At 69.1% G+C, this 19,229-nt stretch carries 21 protein-coding genes; 5 read left to right on the top strand and 16 right to left on the bottom strand.

Translation table 11 applies throughout. The features are described from left to right. Positions 1 to 202 precede the first annotated feature (202 nt). Positions 203 to 1,612, top strand: coding sequence for a glycosyltransferase family 39 protein (locus Acor_RS18375; RefSeq protein ID WP_155337907.1), 1,410 nt, complete (start codon positions 203 to 205; stop codon positions 1,610 to 1,612). Here the strand turns inward: Acor_RS18375 and Acor_RS18370 are convergent. Then, the gene (locus Acor_RS18370) at positions 1,599 to 3,839 is read right to left on the bottom strand and encodes a polysaccharide lyase 8 family protein (RefSeq protein WP_155337906.1); all 2,241 of its coding nucleotides are present in this window, start codon (positions 3,837 to 3,839) and stop codon (positions 1,599 to 1,601) included. The two genes, Acor_RS18375 and Acor_RS18370, sit on opposite strands and share 14 nt — an antisense overlap. A 158-nt stretch (positions 3,840 to 3,997) precedes the next feature. On the opposite strand from Acor_RS18370, the gene Acor_RS18365 reads away from it, so the two are divergent. After that, on the top strand, positions 3,998 to 4,537 hold the full coding sequence (locus tag Acor_RS18365; protein WP_155337905.1) for a hypothetical protein: 540 nt from the start codon (positions 3,998 to 4,000) through the stop codon (positions 4,535 to 4,537). A 473-nt stretch (positions 4,538 to 5,010) separates the two neighbouring features. Here Acor_RS18365 and Acor_RS18360 read toward each other — a convergent pair whose 3' ends face one another. From Acor_RS18360 to Acor_RS18315, 11 genes are all read right to left on the bottom strand, one after another. Further along, on the bottom strand, positions 5,011 to 5,685 hold the full coding sequence (locus tag Acor_RS18360; protein ID WP_308805663.1) for a response regulator transcription factor: 675 nt from the start codon (positions 5,683 to 5,685) through the stop codon (positions 5,011 to 5,013). Continuing rightward, positions 5,672 to 7,279 carry a sensor histidine kinase gene (locus Acor_RS18355; protein WP_170316987.1) on the bottom strand — a complete coding sequence of 536 codons (1,608 nt, stop codon included), beginning with the start codon at positions 7,277 to 7,279 and terminating at the stop codon, positions 5,672 to 5,674. The genes Acor_RS18360 and Acor_RS18355 overlap by 14 nt, the downstream gene beginning before the upstream one ends. 193 nt (positions 7,280 to 7,472) lie before the next feature. Further along, the gene (locus tag Acor_RS18350) at positions 7,473 to 7,829 is read right to left on the bottom strand and encodes a response regulator (RefSeq protein WP_155337903.1); all 357 of its coding nucleotides are present in this window, start codon (positions 7,827 to 7,829) and stop codon (positions 7,473 to 7,475) included. A gap of 64 nt (positions 7,830 to 7,893) precedes the next feature. Next, positions 7,894 to 8,715, bottom strand: coding sequence for an ion transporter (locus Acor_RS18345; RefSeq protein WP_246238734.1), 822 nt, complete (start codon positions 8,713 to 8,715; stop codon positions 7,894 to 7,896). Between the two features lie 156 nt (positions 8,716 to 8,871). Further along, positions 8,872 to 9,435, bottom strand: a complete 564-nt coding sequence (locus tag Acor_RS18340) for a M15 family metallopeptidase (RefSeq protein WP_155337901.1) — start codon at positions 9,433 to 9,435, stop codon at positions 8,872 to 8,874. A 70-nt stretch (positions 9,436 to 9,505) separates the two neighbouring features. Continuing rightward, entirely contained in the window at positions 9,506 to 10,708 is a 1,203-nt protein-coding gene (locus Acor_RS18335) for a sensor histidine kinase (RefSeq protein WP_246238729.1), read from the bottom strand. Between the two features lie 16 nt (positions 10,709 to 10,724). Continuing rightward, complete coding sequence (gene cseB, locus Acor_RS18330) at positions 10,725 to 11,423, bottom strand: two-component system response regulator CseB (protein WP_155337899.1); 699 nt, start codon at positions 11,421 to 11,423, stop codon at positions 10,725 to 10,727. A 130-nt stretch (positions 11,424 to 11,553) separates the two neighbouring features. Next, complete coding sequence (locus tag Acor_RS18325; protein WP_155337898.1) at positions 11,554 to 11,778, bottom strand: hypothetical protein; 225 nt, start codon at positions 11,776 to 11,778, stop codon at positions 11,554 to 11,556. 153 nt (positions 11,779 to 11,931) lie between these two features. Next, complete coding sequence (locus Acor_RS18320) at positions 11,932 to 12,723, bottom strand: alpha/beta hydrolase (RefSeq protein ID WP_155337897.1); 792 nt, start codon at positions 12,721 to 12,723, stop codon at positions 11,932 to 11,934. Positions 12,724 to 12,786: 63 nt separating this feature from the next. Continuing rightward, positions 12,787 to 12,909: a hypothetical protein gene (locus tag Acor_RS45470; protein WP_281353238.1), complete on the bottom strand. Its 123-nt coding sequence runs from the start codon at positions 12,907 to 12,909 to the stop codon at positions 12,787 to 12,789. After that, positions 12,906 to 13,670 (bottom strand): hypothetical protein, encoded by a 765-nt coding sequence (locus Acor_RS18315; RefSeq protein WP_155337896.1) that lies wholly within the window; start codon positions 13,668 to 13,670, stop codon positions 12,906 to 12,908. The genes Acor_RS45470 and Acor_RS18315 overlap by 4 nt, the downstream gene beginning before the upstream one ends. Between Acor_RS18315 and Acor_RS18310 the strand changes: the two genes are divergently transcribed. After that, a complete protein-coding gene (locus Acor_RS18310) occupies positions 13,651 to 14,559 on the top strand; it encodes a hypothetical protein (RefSeq protein WP_155337895.1) in 909 nt (302 codons plus the stop codon). The two genes, Acor_RS18315 and Acor_RS18310, sit on opposite strands and share 20 nt — an antisense overlap. Before the next feature lie 12 nt (positions 14,560 to 14,571). Here the strand turns inward: Acor_RS18310 and Acor_RS18305 are convergent, their stop codons facing one another. Beyond that, positions 14,572 to 15,096 carry a DUF6609 family protein gene (locus Acor_RS18305; RefSeq protein WP_155337894.1) on the bottom strand — a complete coding sequence of 175 codons (525 nt, stop codon included), beginning with the start codon at positions 15,094 to 15,096 and terminating at the stop codon, positions 14,572 to 14,574. 174 nt (positions 15,097 to 15,270) lie between these two features. Between Acor_RS18305 and Acor_RS18300 the strand changes: the two genes are divergently transcribed. Next, complete coding sequence (locus Acor_RS18300; protein WP_155337893.1) at positions 15,271 to 16,395, top strand: glycerophosphodiester phosphodiesterase; 1,125 nt, start codon at positions 15,271 to 15,273, stop codon at positions 16,393 to 16,395. Positions 16,396 to 16,539: 144 nt separating this feature from the next. Here the strand turns inward: Acor_RS18300 and Acor_RS18295 are convergent, their stop codons facing one another. Next, entirely contained in the window at positions 16,540 to 16,692 is a 153-nt protein-coding gene (locus tag Acor_RS18295; protein WP_155337892.1) for a hypothetical protein, read from the bottom strand. Positions 16,693 to 16,849: 157 nt separating this feature from the next. Between Acor_RS18295 and Acor_RS18290 the strand changes: the two genes are divergently transcribed. Further along, the gene (locus tag Acor_RS18290; RefSeq protein WP_155337891.1) at positions 16,850 to 17,704 is read left to right on the top strand and encodes an LLM class flavin-dependent oxidoreductase; all 855 of its coding nucleotides are present in this window, start codon (positions 16,850 to 16,852) and stop codon (positions 17,702 to 17,704) included. 10 nt (positions 17,705 to 17,714) lie between these two features. On the opposite strand, the gene Acor_RS18285 is transcribed toward Acor_RS18290, so the two are convergent. Together Acor_RS18285 and Acor_RS18280 are read right to left on the bottom strand one after the other, a co-directional pair. Continuing rightward, positions 17,715 to 18,080, bottom strand: a complete 366-nt coding sequence (locus Acor_RS18285; protein ID WP_155337890.1) for a hypothetical protein — start codon at positions 18,078 to 18,080, stop codon at positions 17,715 to 17,717. 210 nt (positions 18,081 to 18,290) lie between these two features. Then, positions 18,291 to 19,208 carry an NADP-dependent oxidoreductase gene (locus Acor_RS18280; protein WP_155337889.1) on the bottom strand — a complete coding sequence of 306 codons (918 nt, stop codon included), beginning with the start codon at positions 19,206 to 19,208 and terminating at the stop codon, positions 18,291 to 18,293. Between the last annotated feature and the right edge of the window lie 21 nt (positions 19,209 to 19,229).

The raw sequence follows: 19,229 nt of genomic DNA, 5'->3' as shown, positions 1-19,229 counted from the left end.
GGAAGCCGAAGGGCGCTCTCGATGTCACCGAGGACGGCCGTGAGAGGAGAGCACCCGGCCTGATCTGGCGGTAATGGGTCTCACCTCCTTGGTCGCGTCGGTACGCATCGACAGACTACCCGAAGGCCCGTGGCCGGCGAGGCCGACCCCAGGCCGGGGCTGATAGGGGTGCCGACTTGGCGTGATGCTATGAAATAGCCCCATGGCAAGGGCTATTTTTGAAGCAACCGAAATCCGGTCGCGCTGGCCGGACGCGGTTCCGGCAGTGGCGGCGGCCGTGGTGGGCCTGTGGGGGGTCACCACGCCGTCGTTCTGGCGGGACGAATCGGTGAGCGCCCTGGCCGCGTCGATGCCCTTCGGCGACCTGTGGCGGCTGCTCGATCACATCGATCGGGTGCACGCGCTCTACTACCTGATCCTGCGTCCGTTCGCGGCGGTCTCGACCGGTGAGCTGGCGCTGCGGCTGCCGTCGGTGCTGGCGACCGTGGCCGCGGCGTACGGGATCGTGGTGCTGGGACGGCGGCTGGTCTCGCCCCGGGCCGGTCTGCTGGCCGGGCTGGTCTTCGTGGCGTTGCCGATGGTCAGCCGGTACGCCCAGGAGGCGCGCAGCTACGCGATCGTGACGGCGGTGGCCGTGCTGTCCACCTGGCTGCTGGTCGAGGCCGTCCGCCGGGAGCATCGGGGATGGTATGCCGGTTACGCGGCGAGCCTGATCCTGCTCGGATGGTTCCACGTGTACGCCTTGCTGCTGGTCTTCGCGCACGCGATCACCGTGGCGTACTGGCGTCGTGGCGTGGGCAGGTTCGGCGAGTCGCTCGCGCTGGCCGGGGTGGGGATCCTGCCGCTGGCGTTTCTGGCGGTCAGCCAGCGGGACGCACAGCTGGGGTGGCTGAAGCCGCCCACGTTCGCCGCCGTCCCCACACTCGGCGACGAGATCGCCGGGAACGCCTGGGTCGCCCTGCCACTGCTCGTTCTCGTGATCTGCGGTGCCGTTCGTGACCGTCGGCTGGCCGTTGTCGCCGTGCCCTGGGCGCTCCTGCCGGTCCTGTCCATGGCGATCTCGCAGCTCTATCCCGTCTACAGCCCGCGCTACCTGCTGTTCGCCGTCCCCGCAATGGCGCTGCTCGCCGGAGCCGGTCTCGACGCCCTGCGCCCCCGCGCCCTGACGTGGCTCGGCCTGGCGCTCGTCGTGGCGCTGACCGTCCCCGCCCACCTGCGGATCCGCGAACCCGACTCCCGTCCAGACGATCTGCGCGGCATGGCTCTGGCGCTCCAGGCCCGGGGACGCCCCGGCGACGCCGTCCTCTACGTGAACGAGTTCGGCCGCCTGTTCGCGGGCGTGTACGACGCCGCCTACCGCGACCTGCGCGATCTCACCTACCCCCCGGACCGCGACACACCCAGAACCGCACCCGAACTCACGGCCGCCCTGGCCGGCGTGGACAGGATCTGGGTGGTCACGGGCGGCCGCAAACATCAGAACAGCGCGTTCGCCGAGGACGACGAGCGATACCTGGCCCTCATGGCCGACCCGGACTTCACTTTGGAGTCGACCGAGGACTTCGGCTACTCCTGGTTCGGCCTGTACGTCCGCGACCTCAGGAAATCGTGACGGTGATCGAGGCGCCGTGCCGGTCGGCCAGCCGGCCGAAGGTCAGGGTGAGCTCCGAACCGGTCCGGACGCCGGTGACGAGAGGGTGATCGCGCAGGATCCCGGTGGTCGCGCGTCTCCAGGTCACGGTGAGCCCGGACAGGTCCCGCCGGGGGTCCGACACGGTCACGGTCGCCGTGCCGTCGGAGTGCTCCCTGGCGAGGACGGCGCACGGCGCGGACGCGATCAGCGGGCCCGCGGCCCCGTCGCGCCAGAAGTTGGCCGCGGTGATCCCGAGGGAGGGGATGCGCACGGCCTGCTGCCGCGCGGTGTTGGCCAGGACGTTCACCCAGGCGGCGTCTTCGGCGCGGGCCCGCGTCTCCGCCTGCGTCGCCCCCGGCAGGAGAACGTAGAAATATCCGGCTGAACTGGGATCCGTCCCGTGATCCAGCCAGAGCGTCACATAATCCCGGGCCACCAGGCCGGCGGTGCGTCTCTCCCGGAGCGTTTTGATCCCGGGCGGGAACACGTAACCAGCATGCCCATCCAGATGCGCCCATTTTTCGTGAGAAATGAGCAACGCATCTGTTCTGCGGTTGTCCACGATGGTTTCGACGGGAACGCCGTCCTCACTGGTGATTCCCGCGCCCAAGCAGACCACCGCGTCGTCCAGGAAGAACCACGACTTGAAAGCCTCCATCGTGCTTTCCAGCCCGTTCAGGTGCTGACCCACCGTCGCGTACAGTCCGTCGGTCGCGCCACCGACCCACCGCCCCGGCGGGCAGGTATCCCCCCACCCGCCCCCCGCGCCGTCCGGCAGCCGCCGCGTGGACACGGTCGTGCCCGGCAGCCGGTACGGATCGACGGTCGGCCAGAACGAATCCGAATACTGATCCCCATGCCCGGCCGCCCACCAGTAGAGCATCCCCGAACCGGTGTGCCACCCCCGCAGGTTCTCGCCGTTCCCATGCTCATAGTGCCCGACCCGATCCGAGGCCATACTCAGCCCCGCACACCACCCCGCCCTCCGATGTACGGCTCGCGCGCTCATCGGCAGCAACCGATGCCCGACCGGCTCATCCACGGCCGCGATCGCGTCATCATCCAGAACCGCGGCAAGCCTGGCATGAAACCCCAGATCATCCCGCTCGGCGGCCTTGAGCATGGGTTCGTGCGTGTTCCGCTGAGCCCACCCTTTCACCATGCCCTGCCATCGCGACCGCACCGCGGGCTCCGCCGCCTCCCCGAGCAGCAGAATCGAGGCCGCGATCTCCCGCCCCCGCTGATGGTCCCCGAACGGCCTCCGGTTGATTCCCCGCCCCCGGACCAGATCCATGCAGAACCCGTTGTGAATGAAAGGTGCGAATGACCGGTCCACGGTCTCGAAGATGTTCTCGTCGGTGATCTCCCACGGGGATCCGCGCAGCACCGCGAAAATGGTGGCGATCCCGTTCAGCAACGACGAGCCGTACGCGCCCTGGTAGGGAATGAACGTGTGCTGGATGAACGACCCGTCCCGGTAGAACCCATCGCCCTCCTCGACATAGGGAAAGACCGGCGAAAGAGCGGCCACCGCCAGATCCGCTTTCTCCGGATCCGCCCGCAGCATCGCCCGCAACAACATCACCAGACACAGATCCACCCGATTGGCCCCGGTGCTGTTCCCGCGATAACTCCCCAGCCGCCGCTCCGGCACGAAATAGTCCACGGCATCCCGGAGCTTCGCGCTCCGCCTCTCGCCGAAGTGATCCCCGACCAGCACCGCCGCGTCAAGCAACCGCTTCGGAACCCCGATCTCCCAATGCCACCAATTCCCCACCGGATCCGCCCCCGCCGCGTACACCTGCCGCCGATAGTGATCGACCCCGGCCGCGACCGCCTCTCCCAGTCGCGCGTCCCCGGTCACCCCGGTCCCCGGCAGCACGAAAGCCCGCGCCATCTGCTGGAGACGTGCCGGCGTCGCCATGAACGACGGAAACGGCAGATCCCCCCAAACCGACCCCTCGCCCAGCACCATCGCATCCCGATGCCGCGCCGCCTTCGCCCCCAGCACGGCCAACCTCGTCCGATACGGCTCCACCCGCGCGTCCAGCCCGGACCCCGCGGTCACCTCAAGCCAACGCCGCCGCAACAGAATGAATGAACTGCCCGGCGTATTCGCCGGCAGCGCCGGAACCAGCGCACCAAGCACCCCAGCGGCGGCGACAGCACCGGCCTGGAAGAACAACCGCCTGGAATGCCCCGTCACGACAGAATTATCACCCGCCCTCAATCAGGGCGGGCCGTCGTTCCGGCCACAACGTGGCCGCTGCGACCTGTCCCGATAGCTGACCGTTTAGTAGCCGGGCATGGATGATTTGGCCGCGCCCGGCGAACCGATCGGGTGTGATCGACGTCTTCACTGGTGTGAAGCGCCATCTGGGGGCCGGTCTCGCGCTGACGGCGGTCGTGTTGTGTTCGCTGGCTGTTCTGACCTCGGCCTCGGTCTCCGAGACGCCGACCGTGCGGTCAGCCTGCCCGCCGCAGTACGGCGGGGGAGGCGCAGGGGGATGGGTTCCCGCGGCCTCGGGCATCGACGGAGCCGGGGACACGCTGGTGCCCGGCGAACCGGTCGCGGCGACGATCTGCGCCTACCCGGGGAGCAACATGAAGATGGGCCGCGAACGGTTCGCCGGATCTCGGCTACTGGCGGACGGCGTTCAGAGGATGGCCCGGGACCTGTCCTATCTCCCCATCGCCCGGGACGACGGCTGGTCGTGCACCATGATGGGCGGGCCGATGATCAACTACCTCATCCGTTTCGACTACCCCGGCGGAAAGTCCCTGTGGCTGGGCAGCGCCGAGGAGGTCAACTCCTGCGCGACGACGACCAACGGCACCATCAAATCCCGGTCCTACGTCGGAAAGACGATCACCGCCGCCTACCCACCGGAAATTGGCGGATAGAACCGCCGGAGGACGTCTGCCTCGGGCCGGGCGGGCGTCGAGGCCAGGAAACCCTGATGGTCCCAGAAACGCCCGTCTCGGTGCTGATCTGCAAGCACGGCCCAACCGGCAAGGACACGCGCGCGCAGCACGGCCCGCAGGAGGCGCGGCGCCTCGCGGCGGCCTTGAACTCCCTGGACCACTGGCCGGGCGGCGACGGCTGCCAGGGAGGCAAGCCAGGCGCCTCGTTCCGCCTCATGTTCAGCTACGCGGAAGGACCCCGGGCGGCCGTTCACATCATCGAAGGCTGCCTCCCTCCCGTCTCCAACCTCGACCTCCAGGCCGACCTCAACGACTCCGTCCAGACCGAACTGGCACGGCTCGCACCCGCCTGGAGAGGATGTCTCCCGCCGGTGACGCCCGTCCGGCGCGAGCTGTTCAGCGATGAGTTCGGCGAGGTTTGGGATGCGGGGGAGCAGCCCATCTCCTGCAAGCTACGACGATCCGTCCCGCCGCAGGTAGGCGAGGACGGCCTGGACCCGGCGGTGGTAGTCGGGCGCGGGCGGCAGGTCGAGCCGGATGAACACGCTCCGGATGTGCGCTTCGACGGTTCGGGGCGCCAGGTGCAGGCGCCGGCTGATGGCCTGGTTGGACAGGCCCTCGGCCATCAAGCCCAGGATGTCCAGTTCGCGGGAGCTGAGCAGGGTCGCCTGGGCGGCCCGGCGGGCCAGGAGTTTGGCGACCACCTCGGGGTCGATGACGCAGCCGCCCGCGTGGATCTGGCGGAGCGCGTCGACGAACTCCTCGATCCCGGCGACCCGGTCCTTGAGCAGGTAGCCGACACCGCGCGGAGCGCCGTCGAGCAGGGTGAACAGGTAGCGGGTCTCCAGCCGGGCCGACAGCAGCAGGATGCCGATGCCCGGGTGGCGGCGGCGCAGGTCGAGGGCGGCGCGCAGGCCCTCGGTCCGGTAGCCGGGGGGCATCCGGACGTCGATCACGGCCACGTCCGGGGCGTGTTCCGCCGCGGCGGCGTGCAGGGTCTCCGCGTCGCCGACCTCGGCGGCGACCTCGACGCCTTCGTTGCGCAGGGCTCTGGCCACCGCCTCGCGTACCAGACCTGAGTCTTCGGCGAGGACGACGCGCAGGGGCGCGCGGTCAGCGGGTGTCAACGGGAAGCACCGCCTTGATGGTGGTCCCGCCCTGGGCGGGACTGTGGAGGGTGAGGTCGCCGCCGAGCGCGGCGACGCGGTCGAGGAGTCCTTGCAGGCCGGAGCCGGTGGCGTGGTCGGCGCCGCCGCGGCCGTCGTCGGCGACCGTGACGGTCAGGGTGGCGCCGGCGTGGCGCATGCCGACTCGCAGGCGGGTGGCCTGGGCGTGTTTCAGCGCGTTGGTCAGGCCTTCGGCGACGACGAAGTAGGCGGCGGCCTCGACCTCGGGCGCGAATCTGGGCAGCGGGCCGAGGTCGGTGTCGACCGGCAGCGGCAGCTGGGCGACCAGCTCGTCGACGGCGATGGACAGGCCGCCCGCGGTCAGCAGGGCCGGGTAGAGGCCCTGGGCCAGGACCCTGATCTCGGCCAGGGACGCGGTCAGCGCCTCGGAGACCAGGGCCAGCAGATCGGCTTCCCGCGCGTCCTGCCGGGCGAGCGTGCGGCGGACCAGGTTGACGTTGAGCAACGCGGTGACCAGGCGGCTCTGGGCGCTGTCGTGCAGGTTCTGCTCGATTCTGCGGCGTTCGTCGTCGGCGGCTTTCACGATTCTGGCCCGGGACGCGCGTACCTCGGCGAGTTGCGCGGCCACCTGGGCGGCCAGTGACTGGTTGGCCAGGGCGAGGCCGGCCGCCGCGGCGACGGCCTCCAGCACGCGCGGGTCCTCGGTCAGCAGCGAATCATGTACGAGGACGGCCTGGCGGTGGCCGCTCCCGCCGAGGGGGGTGACGGTCTGGAACGGCGCGATCGGCACCGGGGCGCCCTGTTCGTCCACCGGGCCCGGATCGGCGGTGAAGGCCACCCGCAGGGAGTCGTCCCGGAGTGAGTGGGAGAGCAGTTCCTCGATCTCGCCGACTTCTTTCGGCTCGCGCAGCTGCCGGAGGAGCCGGTTGACCGCGCCGCGACCCAGGTAGAAATAGATCATTCCGGATAGGAACGCGAGCGGCAGGATGGCGAAGAACACGTCATAGGAACGGATGAACGTGTCGTACAGCGAGAATCGGTCCTCGATGAAGCTGAAACTCTGCGAGAACTGGCCGATTGAGGAGAACAGCCCGCCCGCTATCAGGAGGGTGAGCACGGGCGCCAGCAGTGAGCGCATGAGCTGCCGTGACCTGAGCCAGCGCCGGATCAGGACGACCATCAGCCCGACCGAGACGAAGAAGGCCGTCAGCGGCGAGGCGACCTTCATCACCGACTCCACGGCGACGTTGTCGCTGATGAGCAGCAGGCCGACCGCGTTCTCGGCGAAGCGCGCGTGCTGGTCCACGAAGAGCGCGATGATCAGGCCGGTCGCCGCGGCCCCGGCGTAGGCGACCCCGGCAAGGATTCGCTGCGGGCGGGTCTCCAGCCTGCCGGTCGGGAACGCCAGCGCCAGCTGGACCAGGAACGGGCTGGAGGCGGCCACGGTCAGCTGGCCGAGGGTGTGCGCCCAGGCGACGCCGGAGAGCTGCAGGTCCTCGGCGAAGAAACCGATCGCCACCCCCATCATGAGCAGGCCGACTCTGTTGGTCGGCCGCCGATAGTGCGCCAGCAGGCCGGAAACGAGAAAGAGCATTCCGGCGACCGCGTGTAATGTCACCCGAAATGCGTCTGAATTCGGCACTCCCGCGGCGATAAAGGTGGTCTGCACGCCAAAGGCGGCTCCCCCCAGAGCGAGCGCCCCCATGGCTTTGTGCCCGTCCCACCAGCGTGGTGATTCAGCTGGCCTCGGCGTCACGCCTGAAGTCTTGTCGGCCGTCCATTCAAGGTCAAACCGTATCCAGGACGCGGGTCAGTTCTTCTGCAGATAGAGCTCTTTTCGGTATGAATCCCCGCGCGCCGCAGCGTTCCACCAGGGGGCCGTAGTCCGCCGCCTCCCGTACCGAGGTGAGCACGACCGCGGCGCCGGCCCGAATCAGCGCGGGGCACACCTCGAACCCGCTGGTGTCGGGGAGCTGCACGTCCAGCAGGACGACCGCCGGGCGCAGCCTGACCACCTCGGCCAGCGCGGCCGAGCCGGTGGCGGCGTCACCGGCCACCTGGAACGCCTCCCCGTCGAGCAGCGCGCGGGCGACGGTACGGAAAGCCGGATCGTCGTCGACGATCAGCAGGCGTCTGGTGGCCACACATTACGATCACCTGGAATTCGGCCGGCTGCATCAGTGCAGGCACAGTCGAACCCGGCGATTTCTAGTCGGCGTGGGAGCGGCCGTTGGTGCTCATCCGTACCTGCGAGGTATGGGACAGGAGTAGGTCGAGTTTGGCGTTGACGGCGGCCAGGTCTTGTTTGAGGGCTTCGATGTCCTCTTGGGCGCGGGTTTCGGAAGGGGAGGGTTCGGCGTCGTTCATGGCGTTGACCACGACCGCGATGAAGAGGTTCAGGGCGACGAAGGTGGAGATCAGGATGTAGACGATGAAGAAGATCCAGGCCCACGGCTTCTCCTCCATCACCTCCTGGGCGACATTTCCCCAGTCGTCCCCGGTCATGATCTGGAACAGGGTGAACAGGGAGCGGGGGAGCGCGTCGAAGCGTTCCGGGACGATGTCGCCGAACAGCTTGGTGGCGATCACCGCCGCGATGTAGATCATCAGGACCAGCAGCCCGATGATGGAGGCCATGCCGGGTACGGCCGTCAGCAGCGCGCTGACCACGCGCCGCATGCTCGGCACCGCCGAGACCAGCCGGAGCGCCCGCATGATCCGCAGCGCCCGCAGCACGGAGGCGGGCCCTGACGCCGGGACCAGCGCGATGCCCACGATGATCGCGTCGAACCAGTTCCACGGATCGGACCAGAAGGCGCGCCCGTCCGCGTACAGGCGGGCGGCGATCTCGACGATGAAGATTGCCAGCGCGATCCGGTCGATGGCGTGTAACAGCCCGCCGGCCCGCTCCATCAGGAACGAGCTGGTCTCGCACCCGATGGTCACGGCGTTGATCACGATGACGGCGATGAGGGCTCGCTGCACGAGCCGGTGTTCCAGGACCTGACGAACCCGATGCCTAGTCGGCACGCAATCGCTCCCCGGGGGTGAAGGGACACCAATTCTCTTGATCATCTTACGGGTTGCCCTGGAGGGGCTTCCGCCTCCGGACGGAACTCTCATACCCCGCCGCATAAACGCGTCACGATAAGCATCTGATCAGGTACTTAAAGTAACCTCAGGTGGCTAGTGCGCCGCGGCGCTCGCGTCGGGGAGCATCTCGGGGCAGACGCCGCCCGGCGTCGTGGCGAGTTCGAAGTGCCACATCTCGTTCGCGTAGGTCTGGCACAGCCCGTAGCCGGTTCCGTGCTGGCTGAGCCAGCTGTCGGCGTCGGTGGGCCCGATGTCCACCGCGTCACCGGTGACGTGGTGCGACCGTTCCGGAGTGCTGACGTAACGGAGGGCTTCTCGCTCGCTGCCGTATCTGACGACCGCTTCGCCGAACAGCTGCCGCTGATATGCCTCGCTCCGCCACCCGGTCGTCAGGAACATGTCGATCCCGTCGCCGGCCGCGTCATCCGCCGCCTGCTGTACGGCGCGCGGCAGCGCAGGGTCCAGATTGGCGATCGCGGGCGACTCGATGTCGTGCGGGGAGAGCCGTCCGCCATCCGGCACCAGTCCGTCGTCGACGCCGACGACCGAACTCGCGGCGGGCGCGACGATATCCACGCCCGCCACAACGAGGCCGGCCGTCAGGGCGATGAGCACGCCAATGATGCCGCGCTGAGCTGTCTGTCCACTGATCCGCATGTCAGCCACCCTGTTCGGCCCGGGTGTCCATGCCGTGGAGACCACGTATCCATGGCCGCTTGGCCGCGTATCAGGGCTGTATCAGGCGGAGTGTCGCCGTCGCGCCGCCGTCCGGGGCGTTGCCGAAAGAGAGCACGGCGCCGATCACCCGGGCCTGACCGGCGGCGATGGTCAGGCCGAGCCCGTGACCGTGGCCGCGTTCCGCCGCGCCGGTACGGAAACGCTGCGGTCCTTCCGCCAGCAGTTCGTCCGGGAATCCGGGGCCGTGATCACGCACGACGATCGTCGTCCCGGCCACGCGGACCTCCACCGGCGGCCGTCCGTGGCGGTGCGCGTTGACGACCAGGTTGGCGATGATCTGGTCCATCCGGCGCGCATCGGTGTACGCGACCGGCTCACCGCTCACGGTCACCCTGACCTGGAGCCCCGTCCGGCGGATGGAGTCCTCGACGACCTCACCCAGCGGCACCGACGAGAGCTCCGCCTCCTCCGCGCCCGCGTCGAGACGGGAGATCTCCAGCAGGTTCTCGACCAGCGTCCGCAGCACCCGCACCCGGTCACGCACCAGCTCCGCCGCCTCGCCATCCGGCAGCAGCTCGGCGGACGTGATCAGGCCCATCAGCGGCGTACGCAGCTCGTGGGCCACGTCTGCGGTGAACCGCTGCTCACCGAGCAGCCGCTCGTGCAGCGCCCCGGCCATCGAGTCGACGGCCACCGAGATCTCGGTGATCTCGTCACCACCCCCGCCGGCCGAGGTCCGCGCGCCCAGATCACCGTCCGCGATCCGCCGCGCGATCCGGGCCACCCGCCTCAGCCGCCGGTTGGGCAACTCCGCCGCCAACGCCGCCAGCGGCACGACGACACCGAGCACACCCAGCGACGCCATCACCATGTGCCGGTCGAGCGCCCGCAGATTACGCAGCTCAGACCCCATATCGACCTGTACGGCCAGCACCTCCCCGCCGACCGGCTGAGCCGCCCACATCCAGGGAATGTCCGGCCGCCGATCGTCATACCAGGTGCCCTCCAGCCCCGTGTTCCTGACCTCCTGAAGCAGCGCGGCCGGAATCACCGCCGGATCAGCCGGAACCACACCCGTACGGCGATAGTCGGCCATCACGGACGCCAGCGCGACGGACGCCTGACCCCGGCCCAGGCTCATGGAACGATCGAGGGTGCTCTGGTGGACCAGAATCCCCACGGCCAGCGCGACCACCACGGACGCCCCGGCCACCAGCGCGGCGATCTGCCAGCGCAGCGACCGCCAGTTCAACAGCCGGCGCCCCAATTCAGCGCCGCAACTTGTAGCCGAAACCACGGACGGTCTCGATCCGATCGGCGCCGATCTTCTTCCGCAGCCGCTGCACACACAGGTCGACCACCCGGCTGTCCCCGTCCCACCCGTAGTCCCAGACGTTGCGCAACAGCGTCTGCCGGGCCAGGACGATCCCCGGATTGGCGGCGAACTCCAGCAGCAACCGCAACTCGGTGGGAGCCAGCGCGACCTGCTCGCCGCCCCGGAACACCTCCAGCGCGCCGGTGTCCACGGCCAGGTCACCGAAGACGAGCCGGTCCCGGCCGCCGGGGTCGAGCGCGGAGGTGACGGTGGCCCTGCGCAACAGCGAGCGGATCCTGGCCACCAGCACGGCGGTGTCGACCGGTTTGACCACGTAGTCGTCGGCGCCGGCCTCCAGCCCCGACACCACATCCAATGCGTCCCCGCGCGCGGACATCATCAGGATCGGGACCAGGCTCGTCTCCCGGACTCGCCGGCACAGCCCGATCCCGTCCAGGCCCGGCAACATCACGTCGAGCAACAGCAGGTCATGCCGGGCGTCCCGGAAGAGCTCCAGACCGGTCAGGCCGTCGCCGGCCGTGCTCACGTGGTAGCCGTACCGTTCCAGCACCAGGCCGACCGTCTTGCGGATCACCTCGTCGTCCTCGACGAGCGGCACGGAAGCGATCGGCCCGACGCCAGAAACCGACATAGCTCTCCATATGTGGTGAAAGAGTCATAAAAGACAATATATGGACTCTCGTGGAGAGGGTGTCGGTCTTCGGCATGGTGCCGGAGACATGCCTCCGCGACGGCTCAGCCGTGTATCAGCCGTGAATCAATCACGCGTACAGGAACCACAGGTTCGGGTTCTGCTCGTTGCCGTGGACGCACCTGTACGTGGTCCACCACCCGGCCTGAATGCCCATGTTCCCGCCGTAGATGCAGGCGCCTTCCGAAAACCAGGCGTGTTTGATGCTGTCGGCCTGCGCGGGCGCCGCGGTGGCCGTCACCATGATGCCGATCCCCAGAGCAGTCGCCCCGAGTAGAACCCGAACCTTGCGCATGGATCCTCCTGCCGTCGATTCTCCGGCTTCGGTTCGGCCGGTTCGGGAAGCATCACACCGGCGACCTCCGCCAACCAGATCATGCCCCCCACCCCCGGCCTGACCTGGCGAAACCCTGCCAGGTAGGTGAAACGTTCAGCCCGGCTCCGGCGCCTAGCTCACGGCGGAAACCGCCTCCTTGATCACCGCCGTCACCGCCTCCGGGTGGGAGATCAGCGTCAGATGGGAGCCGCCGTCGAACTCGGTCACCTTCGAGCGTGCGCGTTTGGCCATGAAGCGCATCGAGCCCGGGGTGATGATCCGGTCGCCGGTGCTGATGAAATACCAGGACGGGATCCTCTTCCAGGCGGCGGCCTTGGACGGGGTCATGAACGCGCCGGTCGACGCGGAGCGCTGCGAGGCCCACAGCTGGAGGGCGGTGTCCCGCGGCAGGTCCGAGGCGAACGAGCGGAGGAAGACGTCCTGTTTGAGGTACAGGTCGTCCGCTCCCTTGGGCGCGTCAGGGTAGGGCACCATGTCGTAGAGGGACTTCGGTTCCTGGTTGAGCGCCGAGTCGGAGCCGCTGAGCTGGCCGGTGGTCTCACCGACGTCGGGCGCGGCGGCGTCGACGTACACGAGAGCTTTGACGTTGGAAACGGCCGCGGCCGCGTTCGTGATCACCGAACCTCCGTAGGAGTGTCCGACGAGGACGACGGGGCCGGGAATGGTCTTCAGGAAATCGGCGATCGACGCGGCGTCGGTGGTGAGGTTCCTGAGCGGATTCGCGATGGCGCGGGCCAGGTAGCCCGATTTTCGCAGGGAACGCAGTTCGCCGTCCCAGCTCGACGTGCCGGCCCACGCGCCGTGCACCAGGATGATCGTGGGTTTGGCATGGTCTGGCGTGGGACTGCCGGCCGATGTGACGAGCACGCTGAACGCGGCCACGGACCCGATCAGAGAATTCATATTCCTCTTTAGTGATATCAGTCCTTAATGTCGTGGTTTATGCCCAAATAGGTAGTTGGGTAATCACTGGGCCCGGTAGACGACCTTCTTGGTGGAACGGCCGGGATAGGCCACTATCAGGTGTTGCTCGTATTCGTCGGTCACCCGGGCGTAGACCCGGAGCCGGTAGCGGCCAGGGCCGTTCACCGCCAGGTTGGGGAGCGCCGCCCCCCCGCTCCCTCCTCCGCGCCGTCCTCCATCCGGGGCACGCCCAGCTGCCCGCTGCGGCTGATGATGCCGACCTCGGCCACCTCGTCCCAGCCCCGGAGGCGCGGCGGCGGAGCCGAGCCGAACGCCTTCACGGTCAGGCACATCGCCTCGTTCTCGCCGTACGTCATCACGGCCGCCGAGCTGCCGGCGACGATTCCGTCCTCCGAGGCCGCGCCGAAGATGTCTTCCGCGATCTCGGCGCCGGCGTCGAAGACGCCGTACCCGCCGCCCTCGAACAGGAAGTACGCGGCGGTGCCCTGCCGTACGGCGCGCACGCGGGGCCAGGGGTCGGCGCAGCGGGCGTTCTCCTCGGCCGCGAACTCGTTCTCGGCGGCGCGTCCGGCGATGCCCGAATGCAGCAGGCCGGGCCGCTCCGCGACGATCTTCTCCGGGCACAGGAAGATCAGGTCGTCCGCGGCGGCGCCCCAGCCGCTGCGGTCGCTCCCGGCCCGCCTCAGCAGCGATCGCCGCCGCTCCTGGTCGGAGGTCGCGCACAGGAGCCTGCCGTACCCGAGGACCTGCTCGTCGGGGAGGGTGTCGGGGAACATCGGCGGGCGGCCGAGCGCGGCTCCGCGGACGCGGCAGAGGAACGCCTTCTCCCGGTCCTCCGGGCGGGTGTGGCCGTACTCGCGGTAGGCCATGCAGGCGTCCTCCCAGCCGGAGAAGGTGAGCCGGGGCGTGGCCTCGGGCTGGACCATTTCCGAGGACGGGGACGAGCACGATCGCCGCCGGAACCAGGCGGAGCGCGGGGGCCGGCCGGGTGGGCGCCGGGTGGGCGGCGTCTTCCTGGCTGGTGAGTTCGTGGGCGGAACACGCGAGCCACGCCGTGAACAGCAGGCTGAACGCCGCCAGCGGCCAGAACAGCGATTCGGACGCGCTGAGGGAGAAGAGGAGCGGGGCGGCGATCGTCACCGCGAGGAAGAGCCAGCCGATGGTGACGGTCATCCTGCTCCAGCGGGCGTCGCGGCCCTGCCCGATGAGGATCGTCACCTGCCAGGCCAGCGCGGTCAGGCCGATCAGCTCCAGGTCCTGAAACATCCGTTCGCCGGAGATCTCGTCGATGGCCGTGAGCGCCAGGCCCACCCCGTTGATCCAGGCGAACGCGACGACGACCCTCCGGACCTGGCCGGGCCTGAAGACGACCTGGGCGAACAGCACCTGCATCGGGCCCCACACGGCGAGGGTCAGCGTCGCGGTGAGAGCGCCGGGGAGCAGCCCGGCCGGCAGCCAGAGGATCAGGCTGTCGGCGACGGCCAGGTAGAGCAGCCGCCGCAGCCAGACCACCCGCCGGTCGGCCGGTTCGCCGCGCGGGGGAAGCGTGAAGATCAGCCGCAGCAGCACGGCGTTGAACGCCAGGATCACGGCGAGCGCCCCGAACTCCGGGAAGGTCGGCTCGGGCAGGCTCATGTCGGTCTCACCCGAGGGCGGTTCCGTGACGATCAGCCAGACGTAGCCGAAGTCACCGGTGACGGCCCCGAACACGGCGGCGGCGGCTGTGAGCGCCAGGTAGAGCCATACGACAATCGACCCCAAATGGTGACGCAGCACGTCAGAACCCCCGATTGGCGATCAAATGGAAGATCATAGGGGTTGCTGTGATCAGAAGAACGTGTACGCGGGGTAGAACGCCAGCATCCACACCCCGAACGCGATCTTCATAACGCTGTCCACCAGGAAGAAAGGCGTGATCGGCGCCTTGGGCGCGGCCCAGAGCCCGATCGCGGCGTTGACCGCCGTCAGTACGCCCAGCGCGGCGATCAGCGGGCCGTGGGCCGGGCCCATGATCGCGAAGTGCAGGCCCACGACGAGCATGATGCTCAGGGTCAGCCGCCGCTCGTCACCGTCGCCGAGCCGCCGTACCAGATAGACGATCACCGCCACCTCGAACACGACGGCGGCCACCAGCGCGCCGATGCTCAGCAGCGACGGCGTGCCCAGCGAGGGCAGCAGCGCGCTCAGCCCCGAGCCGGTGAATCCGACGATGAACCCACCGGCCGCCAGCGGGATCCATTTGCGCGGGAAGAAAAGCCCGAGGAAGAAACCGAGTCCCACGCAGATGAGAAAGATGCCCCCGCCCCGGATCAGCGGAAACGGGTGGTCCAGGGCAGCCAGGGATGCGCTCATGGCCTCTTCTCTCGGCAGTTCGAGCCGACATTATGGTTTGCGAGGGATCTTTGGGACAAATCGGCGGCCCCGTGGTTCTGACTCCGCATACCCACTGATCGTTAACTGCCGCGACATTCCTGGGACAGGTGGCCTCGCTAGCGTGCCCGCGAGTTCTACAGAAAGGGATTCGCCATGACGAAAAGCAAGTTGGTGGCCGGTGCGCTGGCCGTTCTCGCCGGAGGGGCGCTGGTGACGGTCCTGGTGCCGGGCAACGCGACCGCGGACCGGTTCGGCGGCGAGCGGCATGACGGCGACGCGCCGCTCATCATCGGGCATCGCGGCGCTCCCGCCTTCCGGCCCGAGCACACCCTCCTGTCGTACGAGGCCGCCGCCAAGATGGGCGCGGACTTCATTGAGCCGGACCTGGTCTCCACCAAGGACCACATCCTGGTCGCCCGGCACGAGAACGAGATCTCGGGCACCACCGACGTGGAGAGCCACCCCGAGTTCGCCGCCCGCCGGGTCACCAAGACCATCGACGGCCTGCCGATCACCGGCTGGTTCACCGAGGACTTCACCCTGGCCGAACTGCGCACCCTCCGGGCCGAGGAGCGCATCCCCGACCTGCGGCCGGACAACACCGCCTACAACGGTCTCGCCCTCATCCCGACCTTCGACGAGGTCATCCAGCTGGCCAAGCGGTACGGCATGGGCGTCTACCCCGAGACCAAGCACCCGACGTACTTCGACTCGATCGGCCTGTCCCTGGAGGAGCCGCTGCTGGAGGTGCTCAACCGGCACGGCTGGCGGGACCGCCGCTCCCCGGTCTTCCTGCAGTCGTTCGAGACCACCAACCTGAAGGAGCTCCGCACCAAGACGAAGCTGCCGATCATCCAGCTGATCAACGGTTCCGGCGCGCCGTACGACCTGGTCGCCGCCGGCGACCCGCGCACCTACGACAACCTGATCACCCCCGACGGCCTGCGCGACATCGCCAAGTACGCCGACGGCATCGGCCCGGCCACGACCCGGATCATCCCCGTGGACGCGACCGGCAAGCTCGGCCAGCCGACCTCCCTCATCCGTGACGCGCACCGCCGCGACCTGAAGGTGCACCCGTTCACCATCCGCGACGAGAACTCCCAGCTGCCGCTGGACTACCGCATGGGCAACCCGGCGAGCCCGGCCTACCCGCGGGCGACCGGCGACGTCATGGGCTGGGTGGAGCGCCTCTTCGAACTCGGCGTCGACGGCGTCTTCGCCGACGACCCGGGCCTCGCCCGCGCCACCCGCGACCGCCTGTTCGACCGCTCCTGACCCGCGCTCGCGCGAGTTCCCTGGTCGCGGCCGAGTAGACATGACGAGCCCCGCCCCACCTGAGGTGGGACGGGGCTGGTGTCTGTCGCTGGCCGGGCAATCGGTTCGAGTGGGGTTGCACGGTCGCGCCGGAGGCTCGGTCGTTTAGACGTCCAGGCACCACATCCACTTGCCGTCGATCTTGCAGGGGTACCACTCGGCGCGCTGGGCGTTGGCGGGAGCCGAGAGGACGGCGAAGGTGGTGATGGTGACCGCGGCGGTGGCGGCGAGGGCGGCGGCGCGCTTGAGCGTGCGCATGGGGGATCTCCTGTTGTTGAGATGTCGTTGTTGACGGATCTCAGTAGACAGGGGGCCACTTGGCGATCACCTGTGCGCGACTTGGTGCGCACTAGTGTTCTGATGTAGACGCATGTCAGGCCGTGTTCTGTGCGCGTTTTGAGGGTTGGATGAGAAGATGGGTGTCCGGGTCGGTGTGTTGATCTGGGCCGGCGAATCATGGTCGTCGGCGGCAGAGGTGTGGCGTCGGGCGGAGGAGTGGGGGTTCTCCCACGCGTGGGTGTATGACCATGTCGAATGGCGTGGGGTCCGGCCGTGGTTCGACGCGTACGCGATTTTGGCCGCGGCCGCCGCGGTCACCACGAGGATCGGTTTGGGGCCGTTGGTGACCACGCCCAACTTCCGGCATCCCGTCCCGGCCGCGCACGCGCTCAAGACTGTCCACGACATATCCGGTGGCCGGCTGACGGTGGGTCTGGGCGCGGGCAGCGATGTCGACGACCTGGGTGTGCTGGGTGCGGAGCCGCCTGACCCGCGCGAACGTGCCCGGCGTTTCGGCGAGTGGGTCGAACTGCTCGGCGTGGCTTTCGCCGACCAGCCGGTCAGCCGGCGGGGTCACACCTGGTCGACGACGCGGACGCGGGTGGGTGGCCCGCGCCCGCCGTTCGCGATCGCCGCCGGCGGACCGTTGGGGATGCGGGTGGCCGCCCGCCATGCGCAGACGTGGGTGACCTTGGGCAATCGCTACCGCCGTACGGGAACGGCCGAGTCCGCCGTACGGCGCCAGCTGGCCCTGCTCGGTGAGGCCTGCGCGGAGATCGGCCGCGATCCGGGCGAGCTTGACCGACTCCTGCTGTCGGGGGTGACCGACGAACGGCCACTGGCTTCGGTGCAGGCCTTCGCCGACTATGCCGGCCGGTATGAGGCACTCGGCATCACCGACATCGTGGTGCACTGGCCGATGCCGGGAGGCAGATTCGCCGCCGACCTCCGAGTCCTGGAACAGATCGCGGGCGCAGCGGGAACTCCCTGATCCATGAGCGTCAGGCTTTCCGGCGCAGCCTCCGGTAGTTGACCAGTACCAGCACTGACGCGACGGCCACGGCGCCGATCCCGCAGAGGAGCAGTGGCAGGTCGGTGAGGGTCGCGAGTGAGACGAACATGACCGGCGCTGCCGCCAGGCTGTCCAGGAGCGGGTGTGCGGCGGACCAGGCCAGCGTCTGCTTCCACCACAGCAGTGCCAGGGCGAGTCCCCCGTATACGGCACCGGCCACGATCGCCATCGGGAGACCACGAGCCTGGTACATGCCGTAGGTGATCGCCACGGCGATGGGCAGGCCGAGGAGCCGGAACCACAGCGGCAGCGACCTGAACCAGGGCGGCCTCGCCGCTTGATCTTCTTGAACCACGCGTCCCTCCTGCCTGTTTGGCTGTCGAGTGTCCTCGACGCCGGAGCCGACCCGTTTGATATCGGGGTGTATCAGTAGGGCGTTCCAGCGGGTTCCATCGCGTGTCACGGCAACGAGCGACCACACCGGACATGACAGGCGTGCGCGCTGGGCTCGCCCCGGCCGGGTCCGGCGCGTGATCGGTGCCGCAGGACCCGGCCGTGCGCTTGGTCAGAAGGTGATGGCGATCTTGCCGAGGGTGCCGGCGGCGAAGTCGGCGAGCGCCTGGCCGACGTCGGTCAGGGGGTGGCTGTGGGAGATCGGCACGGTGAGGCGGCCCGCGGCGGCGTCCTCGGAGAGGCGGCGCAGGTTGTCCTGGGTGGCCTCGGCCGCGATCGAGATCATTGCCGGATGGGCGTCGAGGGCCCAGCCGAGGGTGGAGGCGATCCTGCCGTCCTCGGTCAGCAGGCCGGTCAGTGTGCCGGCGTCGCCGGCCAGGTGCAGGATCGCCGGAACGCCGTCGGGGGCGATGGCGCGCACCTGGGCGGCCAGGTCCCCGGTGTGGTCGACGACGTGCTCCGCGCCCTGGGTACGGACGAAGTCGGCCTCCGCGCCCGCACGCGCGGTGGCGATCACGTGGACGCCGGCCGCCGCGGCGTACTGGGTCGCGATCGCGCCCACCCCGCCGGTCGCGCCGGAGATCAGCAGGAACGTTCCCGGCTCGGGCTTGGCCGCCGCCAGCGAGTCGAGCGCGGCCGACCCGGCCAGGCCGAGCACGCCGGCCGAGGCGACCGGGAGCCCCGCCGGTACCGGCGCGATGGAGTGGGCCTCGCCGACCACCAGGTAGTCGCCCAGGCCGCCGTCCTTGACGAACGGCTGCAACACCACCCCGAACACCGCGTCCCCGACCGCGAACCGCGCGCTGCCCTCGCCGACCGCCTCGACGGTGCCGGCGTAGTCCTTGCCCAGCACGACCGGGAACAGGTGCTCCATGACGCCGCGCAGCCAGCCGCCCACCACGGCCAGATCGAAGCCGTTGATCGACGACGCCTGGACGCGGACCAGGACCTCGCCGGGCCCGGGCTCGGGGGTCGGCAGGTCGACCAAGCCGGGGGGAGTATCGAAGGCGGAGAGAGAGAAGGCGCGCATATGGGGGGTTCCTTCCAGCGA

The sequence above is a fragment of the Acrocarpospora corrugata genome (assembly GCF_009687845.1).
GTDB classification, from domain to species: Bacteria; Actinomycetota; Actinomycetes; order Streptosporangiales; family Streptosporangiaceae; genus Acrocarpospora; species Acrocarpospora corrugata.
Note: the sequence above shows the minus strand (reverse complement) of the source record. Positions and strands in the feature narration are given on the sequence as shown.